The organism is Streptomyces sp. NBC_01013 (assembly GCF_045162765.1).
Lineage (GTDB): Bacteria > Actinomycetota > Actinomycetes > Streptomycetales > Streptomycetaceae > Streptomyces.
Genome location: NZ_CP108687.1, coordinates 7,654,655 through 7,673,021 on the forward strand (window position 1 = coordinate 7,654,655; position 18,367 = coordinate 7,673,021).

Genomic DNA, 18,367 nt, shown 5'->3' on the forward strand with positions numbered 1-18,367 from the left:
CCCCACCCCGGTCAAGCGGTCCGTGGCGGCGCCTCGAACGCGAACGCCCGTGCAGGGTTGGCGATCAGCACGTCCGCCATGGTCTGCGCCCCCAGCACCTCGGTCAGCCGGGGGCGCAGCCGGTTCAGCAGATGGGGCATGCCCGGGGTCTCCGGCACAGTGGTGTCACCGCCCAGCAGCAACTGCCCGCCGAATCCGGCCCCGGCCAGGTCCGCGAGCTCCTCGGGCAGCCGCCAGTCCGTCGCGTGATGGGCCCGCGACGGACCGTCGAACGCGAGGAACGCACCGGTCCGCGCCACCTCCCGCTGGGCTGCGCCGTCGGGCGACCGGCCGAGGTGGCCGAGGATCACGCGGTGGGGCGGGACGTCCAACGTGCCGCACAGCAGGTCGAGTACCTCCTGCGCTGCCGTGCCCAGCTCCAGGTGGACGGCGATCGGCGCCCCCGTGCGGTGATGTGCCTCGGCGGCCGCTGTCATGGTGAGCCGGGCATGGGCGTCGACCGTGTGGAAGGCACCGGCCACCTTGATCAGCCCCGCTCGCACCGACGTCGAGCCGATTCCGTCGGTCAGCTCCGCGACGAACAGCGAGGCGAGGTCGTCCCGAATCCGGTCGAGCAGCGCCGCCGGGTAGTGCACGGCTTGGTGCAGGCCCGTCGCCGCCACCACGTGCGTCCCCGTCGCACGGGACAGCTCCACCAGCACATCGGCTCGGCGCCCCATGCCGTACGGCGTCCACTGCACCACGGACCGGCCGCCGAACCCTCCGAAGGCCCGCAGCCGTTCGGCCGCCGCGCCGGTGTCGTCGAGCTCCTGGCCCGGCAGCACGGGACTGCGCAGGAACAGATGGTCGTGCGCGTCGCACACGCCGAGCTCGGCCGCGGGGATGTCCCCGAGGACGGTGCGGACCGCGGCTACCACTGGCGGCCCTCCCCGAGCTGGTCGCGCTCCGGCCTGCTCAGGTGGAGCACCTCGTAGCGGTCGCCGGCCTCCTGGGGCGCGGGGTGGTCCCAGAGCGTGAAGTGGAGCAGTTCCCAGTGGCGGGGGTCGACGGCCAGCGCCGTGGCGACCGCACCGGACGTCTTCGCGAGTCGCCGGCTCTCCTCCAGGGCGGCGTCGATCGCTTCCGCCGGAGGGGCCGAGGGGGGTACGGGTGAGCGGAGGCGGGTGGCCGAGTGGGGGAGCGCGGCCGACGCGGGACCCTCCCCGTACGACAGACCGGCCCAGTGCTGCACGTCGGGACGCCCGAAGTCCTGCACGATGCCCTGGAATCCGGACCCCCGGAGGAAGGTGTTCATGCCTTCGGGCGCCGTCCACAGGTAGAGCGGCGCGTACTGGTTGACCGGGGAGTCCTCGCCGCGCTCCCGCATCAGGTACGCCTTGATGCCGAGCCCCGGGAAGGCGTCCATGAGGTGGCCCCTCGCCGCCACCCGTTCACGGATGATCCCCATGTCGTAGTCGGCGGGCAGAGTGATCTCATACTGCATCGCGTGCATGCTGCGCTCCTCGGACTGCCGGGTACTCGGGGACGCCGGGGTCGGTGTGCCAGTGAATGGTGGTGCCGTCCTCGGCCGCCTCGACGACGGCGAGATGGGTCATGAAGGCGTGCGGGGCGGCGCCGTGCCAGTGCCACTCGTCCGGCTCGATCCACACGGTGTCGCCCGCGCGGATCAACTCCACCGGTCCGCCCCGGCGCTGCACCAGGCCTTCGCCCTCGGTGACGTGGAGGATCTGGCCGTGCGGGTGGGTGTGCCATGCGGTGTGGCCGCCCGGTGCGAAGTGCACGCTGAACACGCGCAGCCCGGACGGTGGTCCGGGGGCCGCGACCTCGTCGAGCCAGACGGTGCCGTTGAAGTGCTCAGCCGGCCCGGACCGCGTGTCGGGCCGGTTCCTGGTGATGCGCATGCGCGAGGAGCTCCTCGGAATGGGTGGCGTACGACAGGTCGTCAGGGGATGTCCGTACGAGGGCGAGCGATGCCGCCGGTCCGCCTTCGACGGGGTGTCAGGCGGGGGCCGTACGAGGCGCGAGCAGCGCCAGCAGTCCGCGGGCGGCTGCGTCGAAGGCATCCGTCGAACCCGAGGCGCGTGCCAGCACGTAGCCGCCCTGCACGGTCGCGACGATCGACGCCGCGACGTCTTCGGGGACCAGGGACGGGTCGAACTCGCCGCCTTCCAGGCCCTCCTGGACGATCGCGGCGAGCCGGTCGCGGAGCCAGGCGATCGTCTCGTCCACGGGTGCCCGCAGATCGTCGCTCGCGATGACCTCCGGGTCCATCGTCAGCCGCCCCACCGGGCAGCCACGCAGCACGTCGCGCTCCCGCAGCAGATAGCCCGAGATCCGCTCGTACGCCGACCCGGGTGCGTCCAGAACCCGGCCCGCCGTCCCGCGCAGCTCCTCGGCCGTACGGCGGATCGCCGCCAGTGCCAGATCCGGCTTGCCGGTGAAGTGGTGGTACATGCTGCCCTGGCCCGCACCGGCGTGCTGCTGGATGGCCTTGGGGCTGGTGCCCACGTAGCCGCGCTCCCACAGGAGCTCCCGGGTGGCTTCGACGAGACGGTCCGAAGTGCTCATGATTCACTGTACATACCAGTAGGTACAGCGTCCACCTCTTCTGGTGCCCGAGGGTCGGGAGCAGTCGCAGGACCGCCGTCTACTCCCCGTGGGGTACGTCCACTGCCGCTGGCCGTACGACGACGCGGACCCCCCTGCGGAGACAGGCTCGATGGTGACGCAGAAGCGTGCATCCCGAAGCGTGAACCGAGGAGCTGACCGAGATGAACACCCTGGCCTTCGACGGCGGACCCGGACCGTGGGTCCTCCTCTTCCCGCTCGTCTGGGCAGCCGTCGTCCTCACCGTCGTCACCGTCCTGCGGCGCACCGTCCGGCACGGTCGGCGCGGCCCCTGGCAGCCCCGCGCGACGCAGAACGGTACCGCCGAACCCTCGCCGATCACCCTGCTCGGACGGCGCTTCGCCGCCGGGGAGATCGACGAGGACGAGTACTGGCGCCGACTCTCCGTCCTCGACGAGCAGTTCGGCATCCACGGCAAGGGCGGTGCGGCATGACCACCACCGTTCCCGCCACCGGTACCACGAGCGCCGCCCGCGTCGTCGACGCGGTGAAGGTCTACGGCACGGGCGACACCGAGGTCAGGGCCCTGGACGGGGTGAGCGTCGGCTTCCCGGCCGGCCGCTTCACCGCGATCATGGGGCCCTCGGGCTCCGGCAAGTCCACGCTGATGCACTGCGCCGCAGGACTCGACACCCTCACCTCGGGCACGGCGTTCATCGGCGAAACCGAACTCGGGGCACTCGACGACCGCCGGCTCACCCTGCTGCGTCGCCGGCGCATCGGATTCGTCTTCCAGGCCTTCAACCTCCTGCCGACGCTCACCGTCGCCGAGAACATCACGCTCCCCATGGACCTGGCGGGGGAGCGCCCCGACCGGACCCGGCTGGACGTCCTCATCGACACCGTCGGACTGCGCGACCGGCTGCATCACCGGCCCAGCGAACTCTCCGGCGGCCAGCAGCAACGGGTCGCCGTCGCCCGGGCCTTCGCAGGGAATCCGGACGTCGTCTTCGCCGACGAACCCACCGGCAACCTCGATTCGCGCGCGGGCCAGGAGGTGCTCCGGCTCCTCGGCCGCACCGTCCGGCAGACCGGGCGAACCGTCGTCATGGTCACTCATGACCCGGTCGCCGCCGCGCACGCCGACGAAGTCGTCTTCCTCGCCGACGGCCGGCTCGTCGACCGGATGCCGGATCCCACCGCCGAACGCGTACTCGACCGCCTCAAGGCCTTCGATCCCGCACCGAGCACCCAGGGGACGGCATGACCGGCTCCCGCGCCTCCGTGCGCATCGGCTTCTCCTCGCTCCGCACCCACCGGCGCCGCTTCCTGGGGACCCTGACCGCGGTCGTGCTCGGGGTCGCCTTCCTCGCCGGCACGCTCGTCATGGGGGACACCCTGCGCGCGAGCTTCGACACGATGTTCGGCAATGCGGCGAGCGGCACCGACGCGCTCGTCCGCAGCACCAACGTCGTCACCGTCTCCGGCGAGTCCCAAGGTGCCCGGCAGCCGGTCAGCTCCGGCTTCGCCCAGCGCGTGCGACAACTGCCCCAGGTCGCCGCTGCCGTCCCCGACATCCAGGGTGCCGGCCAGCTGATCGGCGCCGACGGGAAGCCCATCGGTGGCCAGGGGCCGCCCACCCTGGCCGGAAACTGGATCGACGACCCTGAGCTCAACCCCTACCGGCTGGCCGAGGGCCGCGCCCCGGTGGCACCCGGGGAAGTCGTCGTCAACCGCGGCACCGCCGCGAAGGGCGGCCTGAAGATCGGCGACAGGACCGTCCTGCGCACTCCCGACCCGGTCAGCGTCACCGTCGTCGGTCTGGCCACCTTCGGCGGCGAGGACGGGATGGCGCAGGTGACGTACACCGCGATGACGCTCGCCGACGCCGAGAAGCACCTCACCCCGAAGCCCGGGCAGGCGTCGAGCATCCTGGTCCGGGCCGGCCCCGGCACAAGCCAGCAGGAACTCGTGGACGCACTGCGACCCGTGCTGCCCCCGGGCACCGAGGCCATAACGGGGCAGGCCTCGGCCGCCGAGAACCAGGACATGATCTCGGGCGCCTTCCTCGGCCTCTTCACCACGCTGCTGCTGGTGTTCTCCGGCATCGTGCTGCTGGTCGCGACGTTCTCCATCCACAACACCTTCGCCATCGTCGTTGCCCAGCGCACCAGGGAGAACGCCCTGCTGCGCGCGCTCGGCGCCTCTCGCCGGCAGATCCTCTGCTCGACCCTCGTGGAGGCCGCCGTGGTCGGCGTGATCGCCTCCGCTGCCGGGCTGGCCGGTGGCATCGGCATCGCCGCCGGACTCCAGGCTCTCTTCCCGGCGATCGGATTCCCGTTCCCCGAGGGATCCCTCGTCATCAGCGGTGTGTCCATGCTGCTCCCGCTCGGCGTCGGTGTCGTCGTCTGCGTCGGCTCCGCCCTGGTGCCCGCCGTCCACGCCGGACGCACCGCGCCGCTCGCGGCCCTGCGGGAGACCGTCGTCGACGACTCGGCCGCGTCCCGGACCCGTGCCGTCACCGGACTCGCGCTCCTGCTTGCCGCGGTGGGGGTGATCTTGACCGGGTTGCCGTCCGGCCCGTCCGTCTGGCTGTCGGCCGTCGGAGCGGTGCTGGCACTGGCCGCCTTCGTCGTACTCGGCCCGGTGGCCTCCTCCTACGCCGTGCGGATTCTCGGCGCGCCGTTCGGCCCGCTGCGCGGCGTCACCGGGCACCTGGCCCGGCGCAACGCGCTGCGCAACCCGCAGCGCACCGCGTCGACCGCGACCGCCCTGATGATCGGCGTCGCGGTGGTCTCGCTCTTCACGGTGTTCGGCGCCTCGCTGAAGGCCACCATGAACCAGACCGTCGACCGTTCGTTCGCCGGTGACGTGGCCATCAGCGCACCCGCCTTCGGCGCCGGCGGCAGTGGGCTCAGCCCCCGGCTCGCCCCCGCCGTCGACCGGCTGCCCGACGTCGCCACCGCCGTCGGCCTGGGCAAGGGCGTCGCCGAGGTCAACGGCTCCGGACGCGCCCTGACCGTCACCGACCCGGCCGCTCTCGCCGTGGTCCTCGACCTGGGCAAGGTCGACGGGTCGATGAAGGCGCTGGGTGCGGACGGCATCGCCGTATCGGACACGGAGGCGGGCAGGCGAGGGCTGCACACCGGATCCACCGCACGGCTCACCTTCACCGACGGCAGGGAACGGACCTTCACCGTCCGGGCCGTGTACGGACAGCCGGAGCTCGCCGGCGACTACGTCATCACCCGCCAGGCCTGGGCCCCCCACCGCGGCCAGGACGCCGACTCGCTGGTCGCCGTGTCCTTCAAGGACGGGGTGTCCACCGCATCCGGAAAGGCCGCGGTCGCCAAGGCCGCCGCCGCGTACGGCAGCCCGGACGTGCAGACCCGCGGCGAGTACGCGCGGTCCTCGGCCGGCGGCATCGACATGATGCTCACCCTGGTCTACGCCCTGCTCGCGCTGGCGGTCCTGATCGCCCTGCTCGGCATCGCGAACACCCTCACCCTGGCCATCCACGAACGCACCAGGGAACTGGGCCTGTTGCGGGCCGTCGGGCAGACCAGAACGCAGTTGCGGGCCATGGTCCGATGGGAGTCCGTCCTGGTCGCCGCGTTCGGCACGGCCGGCGGACTGCTGCTGGGCGGCTTCCTCGGCTGGGTCCTGGTCAAGGCGTCCGAAGGCGCGGGCGACACCGCGTTCGCCTTCGCCCTCCCACTGGCGCGGCTGCTCGTGGTCGCGCTGGTGGGTGTCATGGCCGGTGCTGCGGCAGGCCGGCGCCCGGCCCGGCGCGCGGCGCGGCTGGATGTGCTCCGCGCCATCGCCACCGACTGAGGGCTGTGCGGGCACGACAGGAGCGGGGCGCCCCGGGAGGCGCCCCGCTCCTGCGGTGTCAGCCGACGACGACGGACCTGGCGACCGAGGGCGTTACGCCTTCCGGTGCCGTGCTGCCGCTCAGTTCGAACGGCCCGTCGGTCGTCGCCCCGTACAGCGCGTGCGGTGGCTGCGTGGCGAACAGGGAGGGGGTGGGAAGGGTGAACCAGACCACCTTTCCCGCACCGCCCCGGGGGCGGACGCCCCAGCTCTCACTGACCGCGGCAATGAGTGCGAGTCCGCGCCCCGACGTGCTGGAGTCGCTGGCCTCGCGCACGGTCGGTAGGCGTGGGTCGTGGTCGTGGACGGACACCGTCAGCCGGTCGAGCAGCAACTCGACCTCGACGGTGCATGATTTGTCCGGCTGTGCGTGCCGGTGGACATTGGTCAGCAGTTCCGTGACGCCGAGCGCTGCCTGGTCGATCAGAGGATCGAGATGCCAGTAGCGCAGCTGCGCCGAGATGATTCTGCGGACCTGACCGATCCGCGACGGCAGGGCCTGGAGCTCCACCGTGCAGTGCCTGCTTGGCTCGCTGATCACGGCTGCGACTCCCCGAAGTAGGTCCGGAAGAAGACGAAGGAACGGATCCAGCAGATGGCTGGCTGCTGATTCTGCGCCGGCGGCCTGGATCGCATTGTCACCGCCGGTGAACCATGAGTGACGTGACTCCAATGTCGCCCAGCCGCCACGGCTCCGCAACTCGCGGTATTCCGATGACGCCGCTCCGTCAGCCCCGACGGCCACCCGCTCTGAATACGGCTTCGAGGAAGCGCCGGGCGGGAGCGGCGTCATCGGGCTTGCCCCGGCCCCGCGGCATGGTCAGCCGGTACCGCGTTCCGTTCACCCGCGCCACCGTCGCGTTCTCGCCCGCGAACCATGGTCTGCCCGCGCTCACCGTCCCCGCCGGCGCACTGTCGATCTCCCGGCCGTAACTGGTGAGCAGGACCACCCGGCCGTCCTTGATGGTGACCTGCCCAGCCCGGGTGAGCGAGCGCGCCCACCGGTCGATTCGTACGCCCGTCTCACTGAACTCCGTCTCGTACACGGCCCCTTCGCCCCCTTCATCGCACCCCTGAGAGGAAGTGTGCACACCCGGGGGCCTGTGCACCAGGGGCAGAACGGGACGCAGCGGCCCATTTCTGACGCCGTGGGCCGTCGGGGCCACTCCGAAGCACAAAGGCAGTGCTATGGAGTACCAAAGGCAGTGTTTGTGCAGGTAGGGGGCATATCGTGGGGCCCGCCGAGACCGGTCCTACGAGGAGAAGCGCGCTGATGGGCACGAGTGAGCACAGGCACGACGGCGTCGCTGCGGCGACCGTCGACATCGACCGCACCGACCTGGCGTACCGCGCCTGGCTCAAGGAGGCGGTCCGCAAGGTGCAGGCCGACGCCAACCGCTCCGCCGACACCCACCTGCTGCGCTTCCCGCTCCCCGAGAGCTGGGGCATCGACCTCTACCTCAAGGACGAGTCGACCCACCCGACGGGCAGCCTCAAGCACCGGCTGGCACGGTCGCTGTTCCTCTACGGGCTCTGCAACGGCTGGATCCGGCCCGGCAAGCCCGTGATCGAGGCGTCGAGCGGGTCGACCGCCGTCTCGGAGGCGTACTTCGCCAAGCTGATCGGCGTCCCGTTCATCGCCGTGATGCCCCGCACCACCAGCCCCGAGAAGTGCCGGCTCATCGAATTCCACGGCGGCCGCTGCCACTTCGTGGACGACTCGCGCAAGCTCTACGAGGAGTCCGCCGGGCTCGCCGCGGAGACCGGCGGCCACTACATGGACCAGTTCACCTACGCGGAGCGGGCCACGGACTGGCGGGGCAACAACAACATCGCGGAGTCCATCTACCAGCAGTTGAGGATGGAGCGGTACCCCGAGCCCGCCTGGATCGTCGCCACGGCGGGCACGGGCGGCACCTCGGCCACCATCGCGCGGTACGTGCACTACATGCAGCACGACACCCGCATCTGTGTCCCCGACCCGGAGAACTCCTGCTTCTTCGACGGCTGGACCCACCAGGACCCGCACGCCACCAGCGACTGCGGCTCCCGCATCGAGGGCATCGGCAGGCCCCGAATGGAACCGAGCTTCGTCCCGGGCGCCATCGACCGGATGATGAAGGTCCCGGACGCGGCCACCGTCGCGGCGGTGCGCGCCCTGGAGCGGTCCATCGGCCGCAAGGCGGGCGGCTCCACCGGCACCGGGCTCTGGAGCGCCTTCAAGCTGGTGGCCGAGATGGTCGCGCAGGGGCGCACCGGCAGCATCGTCACCCTGATCTGCGACCCGGGCGACCGCTACCTCGACAAGTACTACTCGGACGACTGGCTGGCCGCCCAGGGCATCGACATCGCGCCCTACGCGCGGACGATCGACCGGTTCCTGGCGACCGGCAACTGGCCGGGCCAGGAGGAGTGTTCCGCCTGACCCGCTTCGCTTGCCTGACCCGCCTGACCTGCCTGACCCGCCTGACCCGCCTGACCCGCCTGACCCGCCTGACCCGCCTGGCCCGGCGCGATATGGCGCGGTCCGGCCCTCAGGCGGCAGCCGCCGAGAGGCGCCGGTCCAGATTGCGCACCGCCTCGCGGAACGACCTGCCCACCGCCCCGCGCGCCCGCCGCAACATGAACCGGAACGGCGGTGAGCCGTCGGCGGCGAAGGTCCACTGCACCCGGGTTCCGGTGCCGGCCGGGGTCAGCCGCCACTCCTCCAACAGGGCCTGCACACCGGGAGCGTTGGTCCGGTCGACCCGGTAGGCGTACCGCTCACCGGGTTCGGTGGCGACGACTGCCTCCCGGAACGCGATGCCGCCCCGCAGCCGCACCTCGCGGCCCGCGCCGCCGTCGAGCGGCAGAGCCGACGTAACCGCCGTGAACCAGCCGGGCCAGCCCTCGACATCGTCGGCCAGGGCGCGGTACACGGTATCGGGCGGCGCCGAGACCTCTGCGGCGAAGACCAGTCGCAGCGGGGCGGACTCGACGAAATCGAGGCCCACGGCTCGGAGTCGGCGTGCCATGAACGCACCTCCCGGGCGGTCGACGGCGGTCGGGTTCGCGCACACCATAGCTGACATGCCGTCAGATGTCCTCGGATCCGACGGTCCCGGATCGCGGAGCGTGGCGTGGACGGGCCGGTGTGCCGTCGCCCGGGCCGGGGCCCTCAGGGATACGGCTGCGCCGGCCGGTCCAGCATGGAGTCCAGTACCCGGCCGAAGATCCGCCGGCCCGCACCGGCGATCAGGGGGTCGCCCCACCGCGGCAGCAGCCGCACGCCGAGCTCCTCCACCCACACCACATGGGAGCCGGCGTGGGTGGGGTATACATCGATCGAGGCCCGGCCCCGCACCACCCGGCCGCGCTTCTCCAGGCGGCACAGCCCCGCCCGGCTGCCGGCAGGCGGTGACCACCGCACCACTTCCATGGGATCGTCGAACGCCAGCGGCCCGATCCCCGTCCGGGCCACGAAGACCGTCCCGATACGGGTCGGCAGGCCGGTGGGCACCGTGATCGTCGTCAGCGGGACCTGCGAGGCGTGCCGCTCCCAGTCCGTCACCCGGCGCCAGGACTCGGCTGCGGGCAGAGGGGTGAAGCGCTCGATCCGGAAGACGGCCACAGGTCGATCCTAGGACGTCACGGTCCCGGCGCGAGCTGAGCGGAATCCGCGGCTCAGTCCTGCGCCGGCCCGTCGCCCGTGTCCCGGCCCGCCACCACAAGACCCGGAAGGTGCTCCTGGATCTCCTCTCGGGCGCCGTCCGAGAGACCCGCGTCCGTGACGAACGTGTGCACCTGTTCCAGTGTTGCGAACGAACTCAGGCCCACCGTGCCCCACTTGGTGTGGTCCGCGACCACCACCACGCGCCGGGCCGACTTCACGAAACGGCGGTTGGTCTCGGCCTCCGCCAGATTCGGCGTGGACAGTCCGCCTTCCACCGAGATCCCGTGCACGCCGAGGAAGAGCACATCGAAGTGGAGTGAGGCGATCGCCCGGTCGGCGACGGGTCCGACCAGCGAGTCGGACGGGGTCCGGACCCCGCCGGTGAGCACCACCGTCGCGGCACCGGGGCGCGAGCCCGCCGAGCCCGGACGCTGCGCGGCATGGAACACGTCGGCAACCCGTACCGAGTTGGTCACCACCGTCAAGTCCGGTACGTCCAGCAGATGCTGGGCGAGGGCGTAGGTGGTGGTGCCGCCCGAGAGCGCGATGGCGCTGCCGGGCACGGCCATCGTGGCGGCGACCCGCGCGATGTCCTCCTTGGCGGTCAGCTCCAGTGCCGACTTCGCCTCGAAACCGGGCTCGTGCGTACTCGCCTCGACCACGGGCACCGCGCCGCCGTGCACCTTCTCGATGACCCCCTGGCGGGCCAGCGCGTCCAGGTCCCGGCGGATGGTCATGTCGGAGACGCTCAGCTTCCGGGTCAGTTCGTTGACCCTGACCCCGCCGCGCCTGCGCACCTCGTCGAGGATCAGCGCACGCCGCTGCTCCGCGAGCAGATTCTGATTCTCGCTCAACGCAGTGCCCGGTCCTTCCTTCTGGCCGTGCGGCAGTCCATGTCGACGGCTCATCCTGCCACGCGGTGTCGCGGGCCGCCGCACTGGGGAGATTCCACAAGAGCGATGCGGACACCCGGGCTCATCCACCACTCTGGTGACCGGGCATCAGCCGCGTACTCCCACCTCCGAGAGCGAGTCACCCCGTGCCACCTGCCACCCAGCCCCCACAGAGCGAGGGGCCCGCACTGGAACTGCTGGTCCACGGCGTGGGCGGAACCACCCCCCAGGAGATGCTGGTCGATCCGCGCACCGTCCGCGTCACGGGCGACCCCACCGCCGCCATCTACCGGCGCTCGGGGGACGTCGACGCGGAGGCGCACCCGGAGCGCTACCGGGACCGGCCCATCCCCGAGGCGTACTGCTGGTCGAATCTGACCTCCGGCAACGGCTCCCGCGCGCTGTGGCTCCTGCTGCTCCCGTTCATGGTGATCAACATCGCCCACTGGATGCGCCCGGCAGCCACGCGCCGTCGCCGGGCGATCCGGCTGTACGGCGTGCTCGTGCGGCTCCTCGCGCTGAGCCTCACCGTCCTGCTGACCGCTGCCGTCTGCGAGGTCGCGCTCGACCTGACCGCCTGGCAGTGCGCGGGCGTGCAGGACTGTTCCGACCAGCGGTCGTGGCTGGGTTTCCTGTCGGCCTCGCAGGGCGGCTGGTGGTCCCAGCCGGGCCGCCGTCTCGCCCTCGCCGCCCTGGCGCCGACCGCACTCGTGGGCCTGCTCTGGTACCTGTCCAACAGGACCTGGAGCGCCTACGAGTCCCAGCGTCCGCTCACCGGTACCGACCCGGAGGACGACACACCGCCGTCGGCCCCCGGCGCGGATGGGGCCGCTGTGGTGCGCCCCGCGCTCGGGCGGCCGGGATTCTGGTACGGGCGCCGGCTCGTCGCGCGCCTTCGCGCCGCACACACGGCCGCCGGGTTCCTCACCGTCACGGCCTTCGTCGCGGGCGCGGCGGCCCGCAGGGACCGTTCCGTCACCGGACCGGTGCCCGAGGTGTTCGGACGGATGATCGAGGCACTGCTCGTGGTGGGGGCACTCGTCGTGGTCTGGGTGGTGTGCCGGCGCGGCCGGAGCGAACGACGCCTGGACAACCGGATCGACCGCGCCGTCGTCACGTACCTGCCTTCGGCCGCCCTCGTCCTGCTCGTCGTCGCGGCCCTTCACGCCGCGTGGTCACGCCCCGGCTGGGTCTCCGCCGGAGCGCTCCCGGGTGATGTCATGTTCCGCGTCGTCACCCTCGCCCAGGGCGCGCTCGTCGTCGTGCTCGCCGCCGTGTCCCTGCATCTGTACCGGCGCAGTCCCGAGCCGCGCACCGTACTGCACGGACTCGGCGGGCCCGCCGTCGCGATGCTGGCCTGCGCGCTGGGCGGTGTGATGACCGGCGGTGTGGCCCAGCGCGTCGCGGACTGGCTCGACGGTCCCGGCAGCCCCGGGATGGGCCGCAGCGCCTTCATAGAGGGGCCACCGGTGCTCCTCAGCTGGCAGGCCTCCGTCATCCCGGTGCTCCTGCTCCTGCTCCTGCTGCCGGGCCTCGTGCTCGGCCTGCGGACGTATCGTGCGGCCCGTCGGCTGGAGTCGCTGGTCGATGCCGAGTACGACGAGGAGCGTCCGGACCCCGTGCGGACCAGGCAGATCGCCCGGATCCGCGCCATGGCCGGGCTCACCGACTCCGCACCCGGCATGCTGGGCCTGGTCTCCGGCGCCACGCTGCTGCTCGGTGCGGCGGCGGTCGGCGGGGCGTGGGCGAGCGGTCAGGTGCCCGGCCTCGCGATGGACGGCAGCAGCCCCTTCGTCGAATCGGTGGCGGAGGCGGCGCAGTCCACCGGTTCCTGGCTCATCGGTTTCGGCTTCCTGGTGTTCGTCGCCTGCGGGCGGCGCGCCTACCGGGACGCCTCGGCCCGGCGCACCATCGGCATCCTCTGGGACGTGGGGACGTTCTGGCCGCGTGCCGCGCACCCCTTCGCCCCGCCGTGCTACGCGGAGCGGGCCGTCCCCGACCTCGCCTCACGCATGTCCGGCTGGACCGCTCGCACCCGCGGCCGGCTCGTCATCTCGGGCCACTCCCAGGGCAGCGTCCTGGCCGCCGCGGCCGTCTGGCAGTTGCCGGCCCGGACCCGCGGCCGGGTCGCTCTGCTCACGTACGGCTCGCCGATCGAACGCCTCTACGGACGCTGGTTCCCGGCCTACTTCGGCCCGGTACAACTGCACGGGCTGCACCGGTCCGTCCACTGCTGGCGCAACCTCTGGCGGGCCACCGATCCGATCGGCGGCGAGGTGCGCCTCGGCGAGGAGTCCGGGCCGGAGGTGGACCGGGGCCCGCTGAAGGACCCGCTGGTCTACGGGCGGACCCCCGAGCACCCGCTCCCCGAGCCGGTGCTGGGGCACTCCGACTACCAGGCGGACCCCGTCTTCGCCGAGGAGCGTGCCGCGCTCCTGGAGCGGCTCGTCCCCGTTCTGCCCCACCAGGCGGACGTATCGGGGAGAGGGCTCAGGGGAGTTCCGGAAGGTCTTCCGGGAACAGCAGAGTGAGGTCGTCCGTGCTCGTCTCGGCGAGCTGGGCGACCCGGCCCGCATGCCGTTCGACCATCGACTCGAAGGTCTGGCGGGCCGTACGGCCGTTACCGAAGGCGGGCCCCTTGGGCAGTTCGGTGAAGTACTTCAGCAGCGCCTCCCCGGTCCCGGACGCCAGGCTGTACTCCTGCTCCTCGGTCTGCTGCTCGACGATACGAAGAAGCTCGTCGGGCTGGTAGTCACTGAAGGTGATGGTCCGTGAGAACCGGGACGCCACTCCGGGGTTGACGGTCAGGAACCGCTCCATCTCGTGGGTGTACCCGGCGACGATGACGACCACCGCGTCCCGGTGGTCCTCCATCAGCTTCACCAGTGTGTCGATCGCCTCCCGGCCGAAGTCCCGGCCGGAGTCCTCGGGGGACAGGGCGTACGCCTCGTCGACGAACAGAACCCCGCCGCGCGCCCGGTCGAAGGCCTCCTGGGTACGGATGGCGGTCGAGCCGATGTGCTCGCCGACCAGGTCGACCCGGGACACCTCGACCAGATGGCCCCGCTCCAGCACCCCGAGGGAGGCCAGGATCTCCCCGTACAGCCGGGCCACGGTGGTCTTTCCGGTACCGGGAGAGCCGGTGAAGACGAGATGGCGGCGGACCGAAGCCGCTTTCAGACCGGCCTGCTGACGCCGGCGCCCCACCTCGATCATGTCGGTGAGTGCCCGCACCTCGCGCTTGACGCTGTCGAGGCCCACCAGCGCGTCCAGTTCGCCGAGCACCGCTCCCGACGTACGCGCGGGCTCGGCCGGCGCCTCCGCCGTCACGGGCTCCGCGGCGCGCGGCGCGGGGACCGCACCCAGCAGCCCGGGGGCCGACTGGGTGGCCGTCAGGACGGTGGGGGCCGGGGGAGTGGCGGTACGCAGACCGCTCTCGTCGCTGGTGCAGTCCTCCACGACCGGCCCGGTGGACGAGGCATCACCGTGGGCGGCCCCCTCGGCGAACTCGTAGCCGCCCCGTGCGCACCGCTCGGTGCGGCAGCGCGTCAGAGTCGTGCGGCAGCCGTCCATCACATGGAAGCCGTATCCCTCGCTGCCGGTGACCCGGCAGCTGTGGAAGGTGCCGCGCCCCTCGGCCGACACGTAGAAACCGGCTTCGGCGGGGGAGGTGACGGTGCAGCGCTCGATCGTCGGATCGGCGCCCTTGGTGACGATCACTCCGGTCTGCACCGCGTCGATGGTGCAGTTGTTCAGGGTCCCGCCGCTGCCGTGGTCGCGGAACCAGGCCCCGGTGGACGCCTCCCTGATCCGGCAGTCGTCGAGCTGCGCGGTCGCCCCGTCGCTGACCGACACCGCCGTGTTGCGGACCTGGGAGAGATCGCTGTCCACGACATCGGCGCGCGAGCCCCGGTCGAGGACGAAGAGGGCGTCGGGCACGTCGTGCACGCGACACGAATCCAGTATCACGGTGGCCCCGTCGCTGACCCAGACCGCGGGGTAGTCGCCGGTGCTGTCGTGGATCTCGCACTGGTTGGCGTCGACCCGGGTGCCCGGGTCCCACACCGAGAGCCCGTTGCGGCCGAACCGGCGCACCGTCGAACGGGTCAGTGTGAGGACGGAGCGCGACCGCAGGTCCACCGCGTTCTCGGGAATGTCGTGGATGTCGCAGTCCGCCAGCGTGAGGACCGCGTCGGTGTCCAGCGTGACGCCGTCCGCGGAGGTGCGGTGCACCGTGCAGTCGGTGAGATGGGCGGCTGCACGGCCCGAGACCTGTATCCCGCTGCCCTTGATCTCGTAGATCTCGCAGCCGACCGCCTCCAGACCGCTGCCCTCACCCGTGACGGACAGACCCGAGCCCGAGGCGTGATGGATACGGCAGCGCTCCAGCCGGGGATGCGCCCCGTCGCGCACCGATACGCCGGACTGCCCGGCCGCTACGATCTCGCACTCGTCGAACACCCCGCCCGCGCCGTCGAGGACGGCGATGCCGACGCCGGCCGGATTGTCGACGGTGCAGCGGCGCACGGTGGGCCGGGCCGCCCCGCGTACCTCGATGCCGGCGGCCGAGCGGGTCACGATCCGCAGGTCCGCGAGGTCCGGTGCGCCCTCCTCGACCAGCAGGGCCGGAGAGGCGGAGTCCTGGCCCTCCACATGCAGGTCCTGGACGACGGCGGAGGCACGCAAGGTCAGCGGGACGCCGTCGACGGGGGCGATCCGCACGGAACCGACGGAGCCCTCGGGCCCACGCAGGGTCACCGCACGGCTGATGACGAGATTCTCCCGGTAGGTGCCCGGCGCGACGGTGAGCACATCACCGTCCGCCGCAGCCTCCAGAGCCGCGGTGAGGGAGGCGTATTCGCCTGTGCGGCGCCGCCACCGCGATGTGCCGGTGTGCGTCACCTGGACCGTGCCCTGTGCCATGGCGCTGTTGTGCCCCCACCTCGTGCGTGTGTGATGCCCGTGTCACCGGCCTCGCGGCAGCGATCGCCCCGGGGCCTGCCTGCAGGAGTGACGGGCGGGCCGGTCCACCGTAGCGCGCGCGGAGGGCGGGAGTTGACCCGATCAGCAGCTCTTCAGCTGCCGGTGCCCGTCCTGCCCCAGTCCGGACCGGCCTTGGCCCATGCCCGGTCGAGCCGCTCGTACCGCCGTTGCACCATGCGCCATACGACCAGACGCCGCCCGCCCTCGATCAGCAGGACCGACAGCATCGTCGCGCCGAACCCGGCCAGCGCCGCATGCGTGTGCGCCGTCGGCGCGTCCAGAGGCCGTGGTGCGAGGTCGCCCGCCAGGTCCGTCCAGATCCGCACCCGGGCGCCGGGCGCGGTGTCGCGCGAGGTGGTCGTCACCGTGGCGCTGCGCGCCGTACCGTCCGGGGCATGCCAGCGGGCCACCACCGTGGTCTGCCTCATACGGTCCGTGGAGACCTCCGGGTCGGACACATGGCGCCGGTCGGCCACTCGACGCACCACGACGGCGGTGGTGTAGCGACGGTCCGCCTGCTGCGCCCGCACCGATTCCTGCAGCCGGTGGTCGGTACGCGCTCCGCAGTACCAGCCGAGGGCCGGCGCCGCCACCACGAGCAGAAGAAACGCGACCAGAGCCACCCACGCCTCGCGCCTGTCCGTGGCGCGGCGCAGGGAATTGTGCCGCCAACGCCAGACTCCCGTGAGTGCTCGCACAGTCCTGCACCCCCTTCCGTATCCGTCATAACCCGATACGGCGTGGCCCGCGCGGCGGAGCGGCGAAGAGAGAGCAACCTCACCCCGTCAACCCGCCGTGCGTACCCGCGAGTTCCCGCTTCTACGGCACTTCAACCCAGGATGCGCACGGGGTCCCCGACGCGGATGACGCCCGTCGTGTCCGGGATCAGATTCTGGCCGAAGAGCAGTTCCTGGCCGGACCGGCGGTGGCGGGCGAGCGTGCGCAGGGGCTCGGTGCCGCGGAGGGCGGTGTGCTGATCGGTCGTGGTGATGACGCAGCGGGCGCTGGGTTTGACCACGCGGAACGTCACGTCGCCGATCGCGAGCCGGGTCCAGCCGTCCTCGGCCCAGGCATCCGTGCCGGCCACGACGGCGTTGGGCCGGAAACGGTTCATCGGCAGCGGTCCCTCGCCGGGGCGGTCGCCCCGGGCGATGAGCGAGTTCAACGCGTCGAGCGAGGCCAGCGTGGTGAGCAGCAGCGGGAAGCCGTCGGCCAGGCTGACTGTCTCACCCGGGCGCGCGTAGGCGGGGTCTATGAGTCTGCGCCGGTCCGGCGCGTCGAGATGGACCAGCCTGACCTCCGCGCCGAGGAACTCTCCGAGCCAGGCGTGGGCGCCCGGCGCCGCCTCGACCACGTCGAGCCGGCTGCGGTGCAGCACCACGCCGATCGTCCCTCGCGGCGCCGGGACCTCCACGCCGAGTGCCGCGCTCCCTGGCGCGGCCAGCACGATTCCACCATCCGGTACGGGCGTGGCGGAGATCAGTGCCATGCGGGGCAGCTGTCGTTGCGTGACCACTTTGCCCGTGGCATCGACCAGCATCCAGCGACGGTCGCCGTCGAGTCCCCATGGCTCGACGGCGACCTCGCCGACTGTGCACGCGGCCAGCGATTTGACCGGGTGGATGTGGACGGCAACCAGTTCGGGGGAGGGCATGCCTCCATCCTGCCAGCCGCTCCCCGGTGGTCCTTCGCCGCGTGCGGGGCGTGGTCCTAGTAGCCCCGGCCCTGGTACGGGCGGTTGTACGGGTCCTCGTACGGCGACTGCTGCGCGGGAGCCGGCCGCGGTGACGCCGGGCGCATCGACTCGTAGCCGGTGCTCGGCGCGGGGCGCTGCGGCTGCTGGTACTGCGGGGGCGACTGGTAACCGCCGCGACCCGCGGAAGGCTGCTGCGGGATGTACGGCGCCGGGGCGTGCTGCAACTGCGCCGGCTGCATCGGCGCGTAGCCCTGCTGCGCCATCGGCTGCTGGTAGCCGTACGACGGATTCGGCTGGGAGGGCGCCGCGGGAAGAGCCGGCAGGGCCGACGGGAGCGCCGGCAGATAGCTGTTGCCGGTGTCATAGGCGGCGGGCACTCGGATCGGCGCGATCTGAGGCGTGCCCCGCTCCGCGACCAGGGAGTCGTAGATCGGAGTGTCGGGGAACGACGGTGCGGCGTAGTAGCCGCCGCCGTAGGTGGAGCGGGGGGAGGTCATGGCACCTAAGTTAAGCCCACGATGTGCTGATTGGGGAGCCCGATAAGAGGGTTGTTTTACGGGTTGTGAGTGAACAGCTATCCCCAATGCGAGCGAACTTGGGAAAAAAGGGCGCCCAGGACCGTCTTGATCGTGTAAAAGGCGAGTTCACAGGGGGTTACCAGCGGGTCCGCGGACCCGTCCGGGCATCTCTGTGGGCCTCGTG

General features: G+C 71.9%; 17 protein-coding genes and 1 pseudogene. 5 read left to right on the forward strand and 13 right to left on the reverse strand.

Features of this window, described 5'->3' with window-relative positions; genetic code table 11:
* Window positions 1–11: 11 nt before the first annotated feature.
* The 4 genes from OG538_RS33240 to OG538_RS33255 form a co-directional block, all read right to left on the reverse strand.
* Window positions 12–917, reverse strand: a complete 906-nt coding sequence (locus OG538_RS33240; protein ID WP_406099234.1) for a phosphotriesterase — start codon at window positions 915–917, stop codon at window positions 12–14.
* Complete coding sequence (locus tag OG538_RS33245) at window positions 911–1,492, reverse strand: DUF4865 family protein (protein WP_406099235.1); 582 nt, start codon at window positions 1,490–1,492, stop codon at window positions 911–913. Before OG538_RS33245 ends, OG538_RS33240 begins: the two co-directional genes overlap by 7 nt.
* On the reverse strand, window positions 1,473–1,901 hold the full coding sequence (locus tag OG538_RS33250) for a cupin domain-containing protein (protein WP_406099237.1): 429 nt from the start codon (window positions 1,899–1,901) through the stop codon (window positions 1,473–1,475). Before OG538_RS33250 ends, OG538_RS33245 begins: the two co-directional genes overlap by 20 nt.
* A gap of 97 nt (window positions 1,902–1,998) precedes the next feature.
* Window positions 1,999–2,568 (reverse strand): TetR/AcrR family transcriptional regulator, encoded by a 570-nt coding sequence (locus tag OG538_RS33255; protein ID WP_406099238.1) that lies wholly within the window; start codon window positions 2,566–2,568, stop codon window positions 1,999–2,001.
* Window positions 2,569–2,771: 203 nt separating this feature from the next.
* Here OG538_RS33255 and OG538_RS33260 point away from each other — a divergent pair, with 203 nt between their 5' ends.
* Genes OG538_RS33260 through OG538_RS33270 form a run of 3 tightly spaced genes read left to right on the forward strand, consistent with a single transcriptional unit; the run spans window position 2,772 to window position 6,402 of the window.
* Entirely contained in the window at window positions 2,772–3,062 is a 291-nt protein-coding gene (locus tag OG538_RS33260) for an SHOCT domain-containing protein (RefSeq protein ID WP_406099239.1), read from the forward strand.
* Window positions 3,059–3,835 (forward strand): ABC transporter ATP-binding protein, encoded by a 777-nt coding sequence (locus OG538_RS33265; protein ID WP_406099241.1) that lies wholly within the window; start codon window positions 3,059–3,061, stop codon window positions 3,833–3,835. Before OG538_RS33260 ends, OG538_RS33265 begins: the two co-directional genes overlap by 4 nt.
* Window positions 3,832–6,402, forward strand: coding sequence for an ABC transporter permease (locus OG538_RS33270; protein WP_406099243.1), 2,571 nt, complete (start codon window positions 3,832–3,834; stop codon window positions 6,400–6,402). The genes OG538_RS33265 and OG538_RS33270 overlap by 4 nt, the downstream gene beginning before the upstream one ends.
* Window positions 6,403–6,460: 58 nt before the next feature.
* On the opposite strand, the gene OG538_RS33275 is transcribed toward OG538_RS33270, so the two are convergent.
* Window positions 6,461–6,982, reverse strand: coding sequence for an ATP-binding protein (locus OG538_RS33275; RefSeq protein ID WP_406099245.1), 522 nt, complete (start codon window positions 6,980–6,982; stop codon window positions 6,461–6,463).
* 187 nt (window positions 6,983–7,169) lie between these two features.
* A complete protein-coding gene (locus tag OG538_RS33280) occupies window positions 7,170–7,487 on the reverse strand; it encodes a hypothetical protein (RefSeq protein WP_406099247.1) in 318 nt (105 codons plus the stop codon).
* Window positions 7,488–7,714: 227 nt separating this feature from the next.
* Between OG538_RS33280 and OG538_RS33285 the strand changes: the two genes are divergently transcribed.
* Window positions 7,715–8,866 carry a PLP-dependent cysteine synthase family protein gene (locus tag OG538_RS33285; protein WP_406099248.1) on the forward strand — a complete coding sequence of 384 codons (1,152 nt, stop codon included), beginning with the start codon at window positions 7,715–7,717 and terminating at the stop codon, window positions 8,864–8,866.
* Between the two features lie 109 nt (window positions 8,867–8,975).
* On the opposite strand, the gene OG538_RS33290 is transcribed toward OG538_RS33285, so the two are convergent.
* From OG538_RS33290 to OG538_RS33300, 3 genes are all read right to left on the reverse strand, one after another.
* Window positions 8,976–9,455: an SRPBCC family protein gene (locus OG538_RS33290; RefSeq protein WP_406099249.1), complete on the reverse strand. Its 480-nt coding sequence runs from the start codon at window positions 9,453–9,455 to the stop codon at window positions 8,976–8,978.
* Between the two features lie 143 nt (window positions 9,456–9,598).
* Window positions 9,599–10,051, reverse strand: a complete 453-nt coding sequence (locus tag OG538_RS33295; RefSeq protein ID WP_406099250.1) for an SRPBCC family protein — start codon at window positions 10,049–10,051, stop codon at window positions 9,599–9,601.
* Window positions 10,052–10,104: 53 nt separating this feature from the next.
* Window positions 10,105–10,947 (reverse strand): DeoR/GlpR family DNA-binding transcription regulator, encoded by an 843-nt coding sequence (locus OG538_RS33300; RefSeq protein ID WP_406099251.1) that lies wholly within the window; start codon window positions 10,945–10,947, stop codon window positions 10,105–10,107.
* A gap of 185 nt (window positions 10,948–11,132) precedes the next feature.
* Between OG538_RS33300 and OG538_RS33305 the strand changes: the two are divergent.
* Window positions 11,133–13,504, forward strand: a pseudogene (locus OG538_RS33305) (hypothetical protein); the annotation flags it as partial.
* Here OG538_RS33305 and OG538_RS33310 read toward each other — a convergent pair.
* The 4 genes from OG538_RS33310 to OG538_RS33325 all read right to left on the reverse strand — a co-directional run bounded on the left by OG538_RS33310 (window position 13,477) and on the right by OG538_RS33325 (window position 18,162).
* Window positions 13,477–15,909, reverse strand: a complete 2,433-nt coding sequence (locus tag OG538_RS33310) for a right-handed parallel beta-helix repeat-containing protein (RefSeq protein ID WP_406099252.1) — start codon at window positions 15,907–15,909, stop codon at window positions 13,477–13,479. The pseudogene OG538_RS33305 and the gene OG538_RS33310 sit on opposite strands and share 28 nt — an antisense overlap.
* 152 nt (window positions 15,910–16,061) lie before the next feature.
* The gene (locus OG538_RS33315; RefSeq protein WP_406099253.1) at window positions 16,062–16,667 is read right to left on the reverse strand and encodes a hypothetical protein; all 606 of its coding nucleotides are present in this window, start codon (window positions 16,665–16,667) and stop codon (window positions 16,062–16,064) included.
* Between the two features lie 131 nt (window positions 16,668–16,798).
* The gene (locus OG538_RS33320) at window positions 16,799–17,623 is read right to left on the reverse strand and encodes an MOSC domain-containing protein (protein ID WP_406099254.1); all 825 of its coding nucleotides are present in this window, start codon (window positions 17,621–17,623) and stop codon (window positions 16,799–16,801) included.
* 56 nt (window positions 17,624–17,679) lie between these two features.
* The gene (locus tag OG538_RS33325; RefSeq protein WP_406099255.1) at window positions 17,680–18,162 is read right to left on the reverse strand and encodes a DUF6643 family protein; all 483 of its coding nucleotides are present in this window, start codon (window positions 18,160–18,162) and stop codon (window positions 17,680–17,682) included.
* Window positions 18,163–18,367 lie beyond the last annotated feature (205 nt).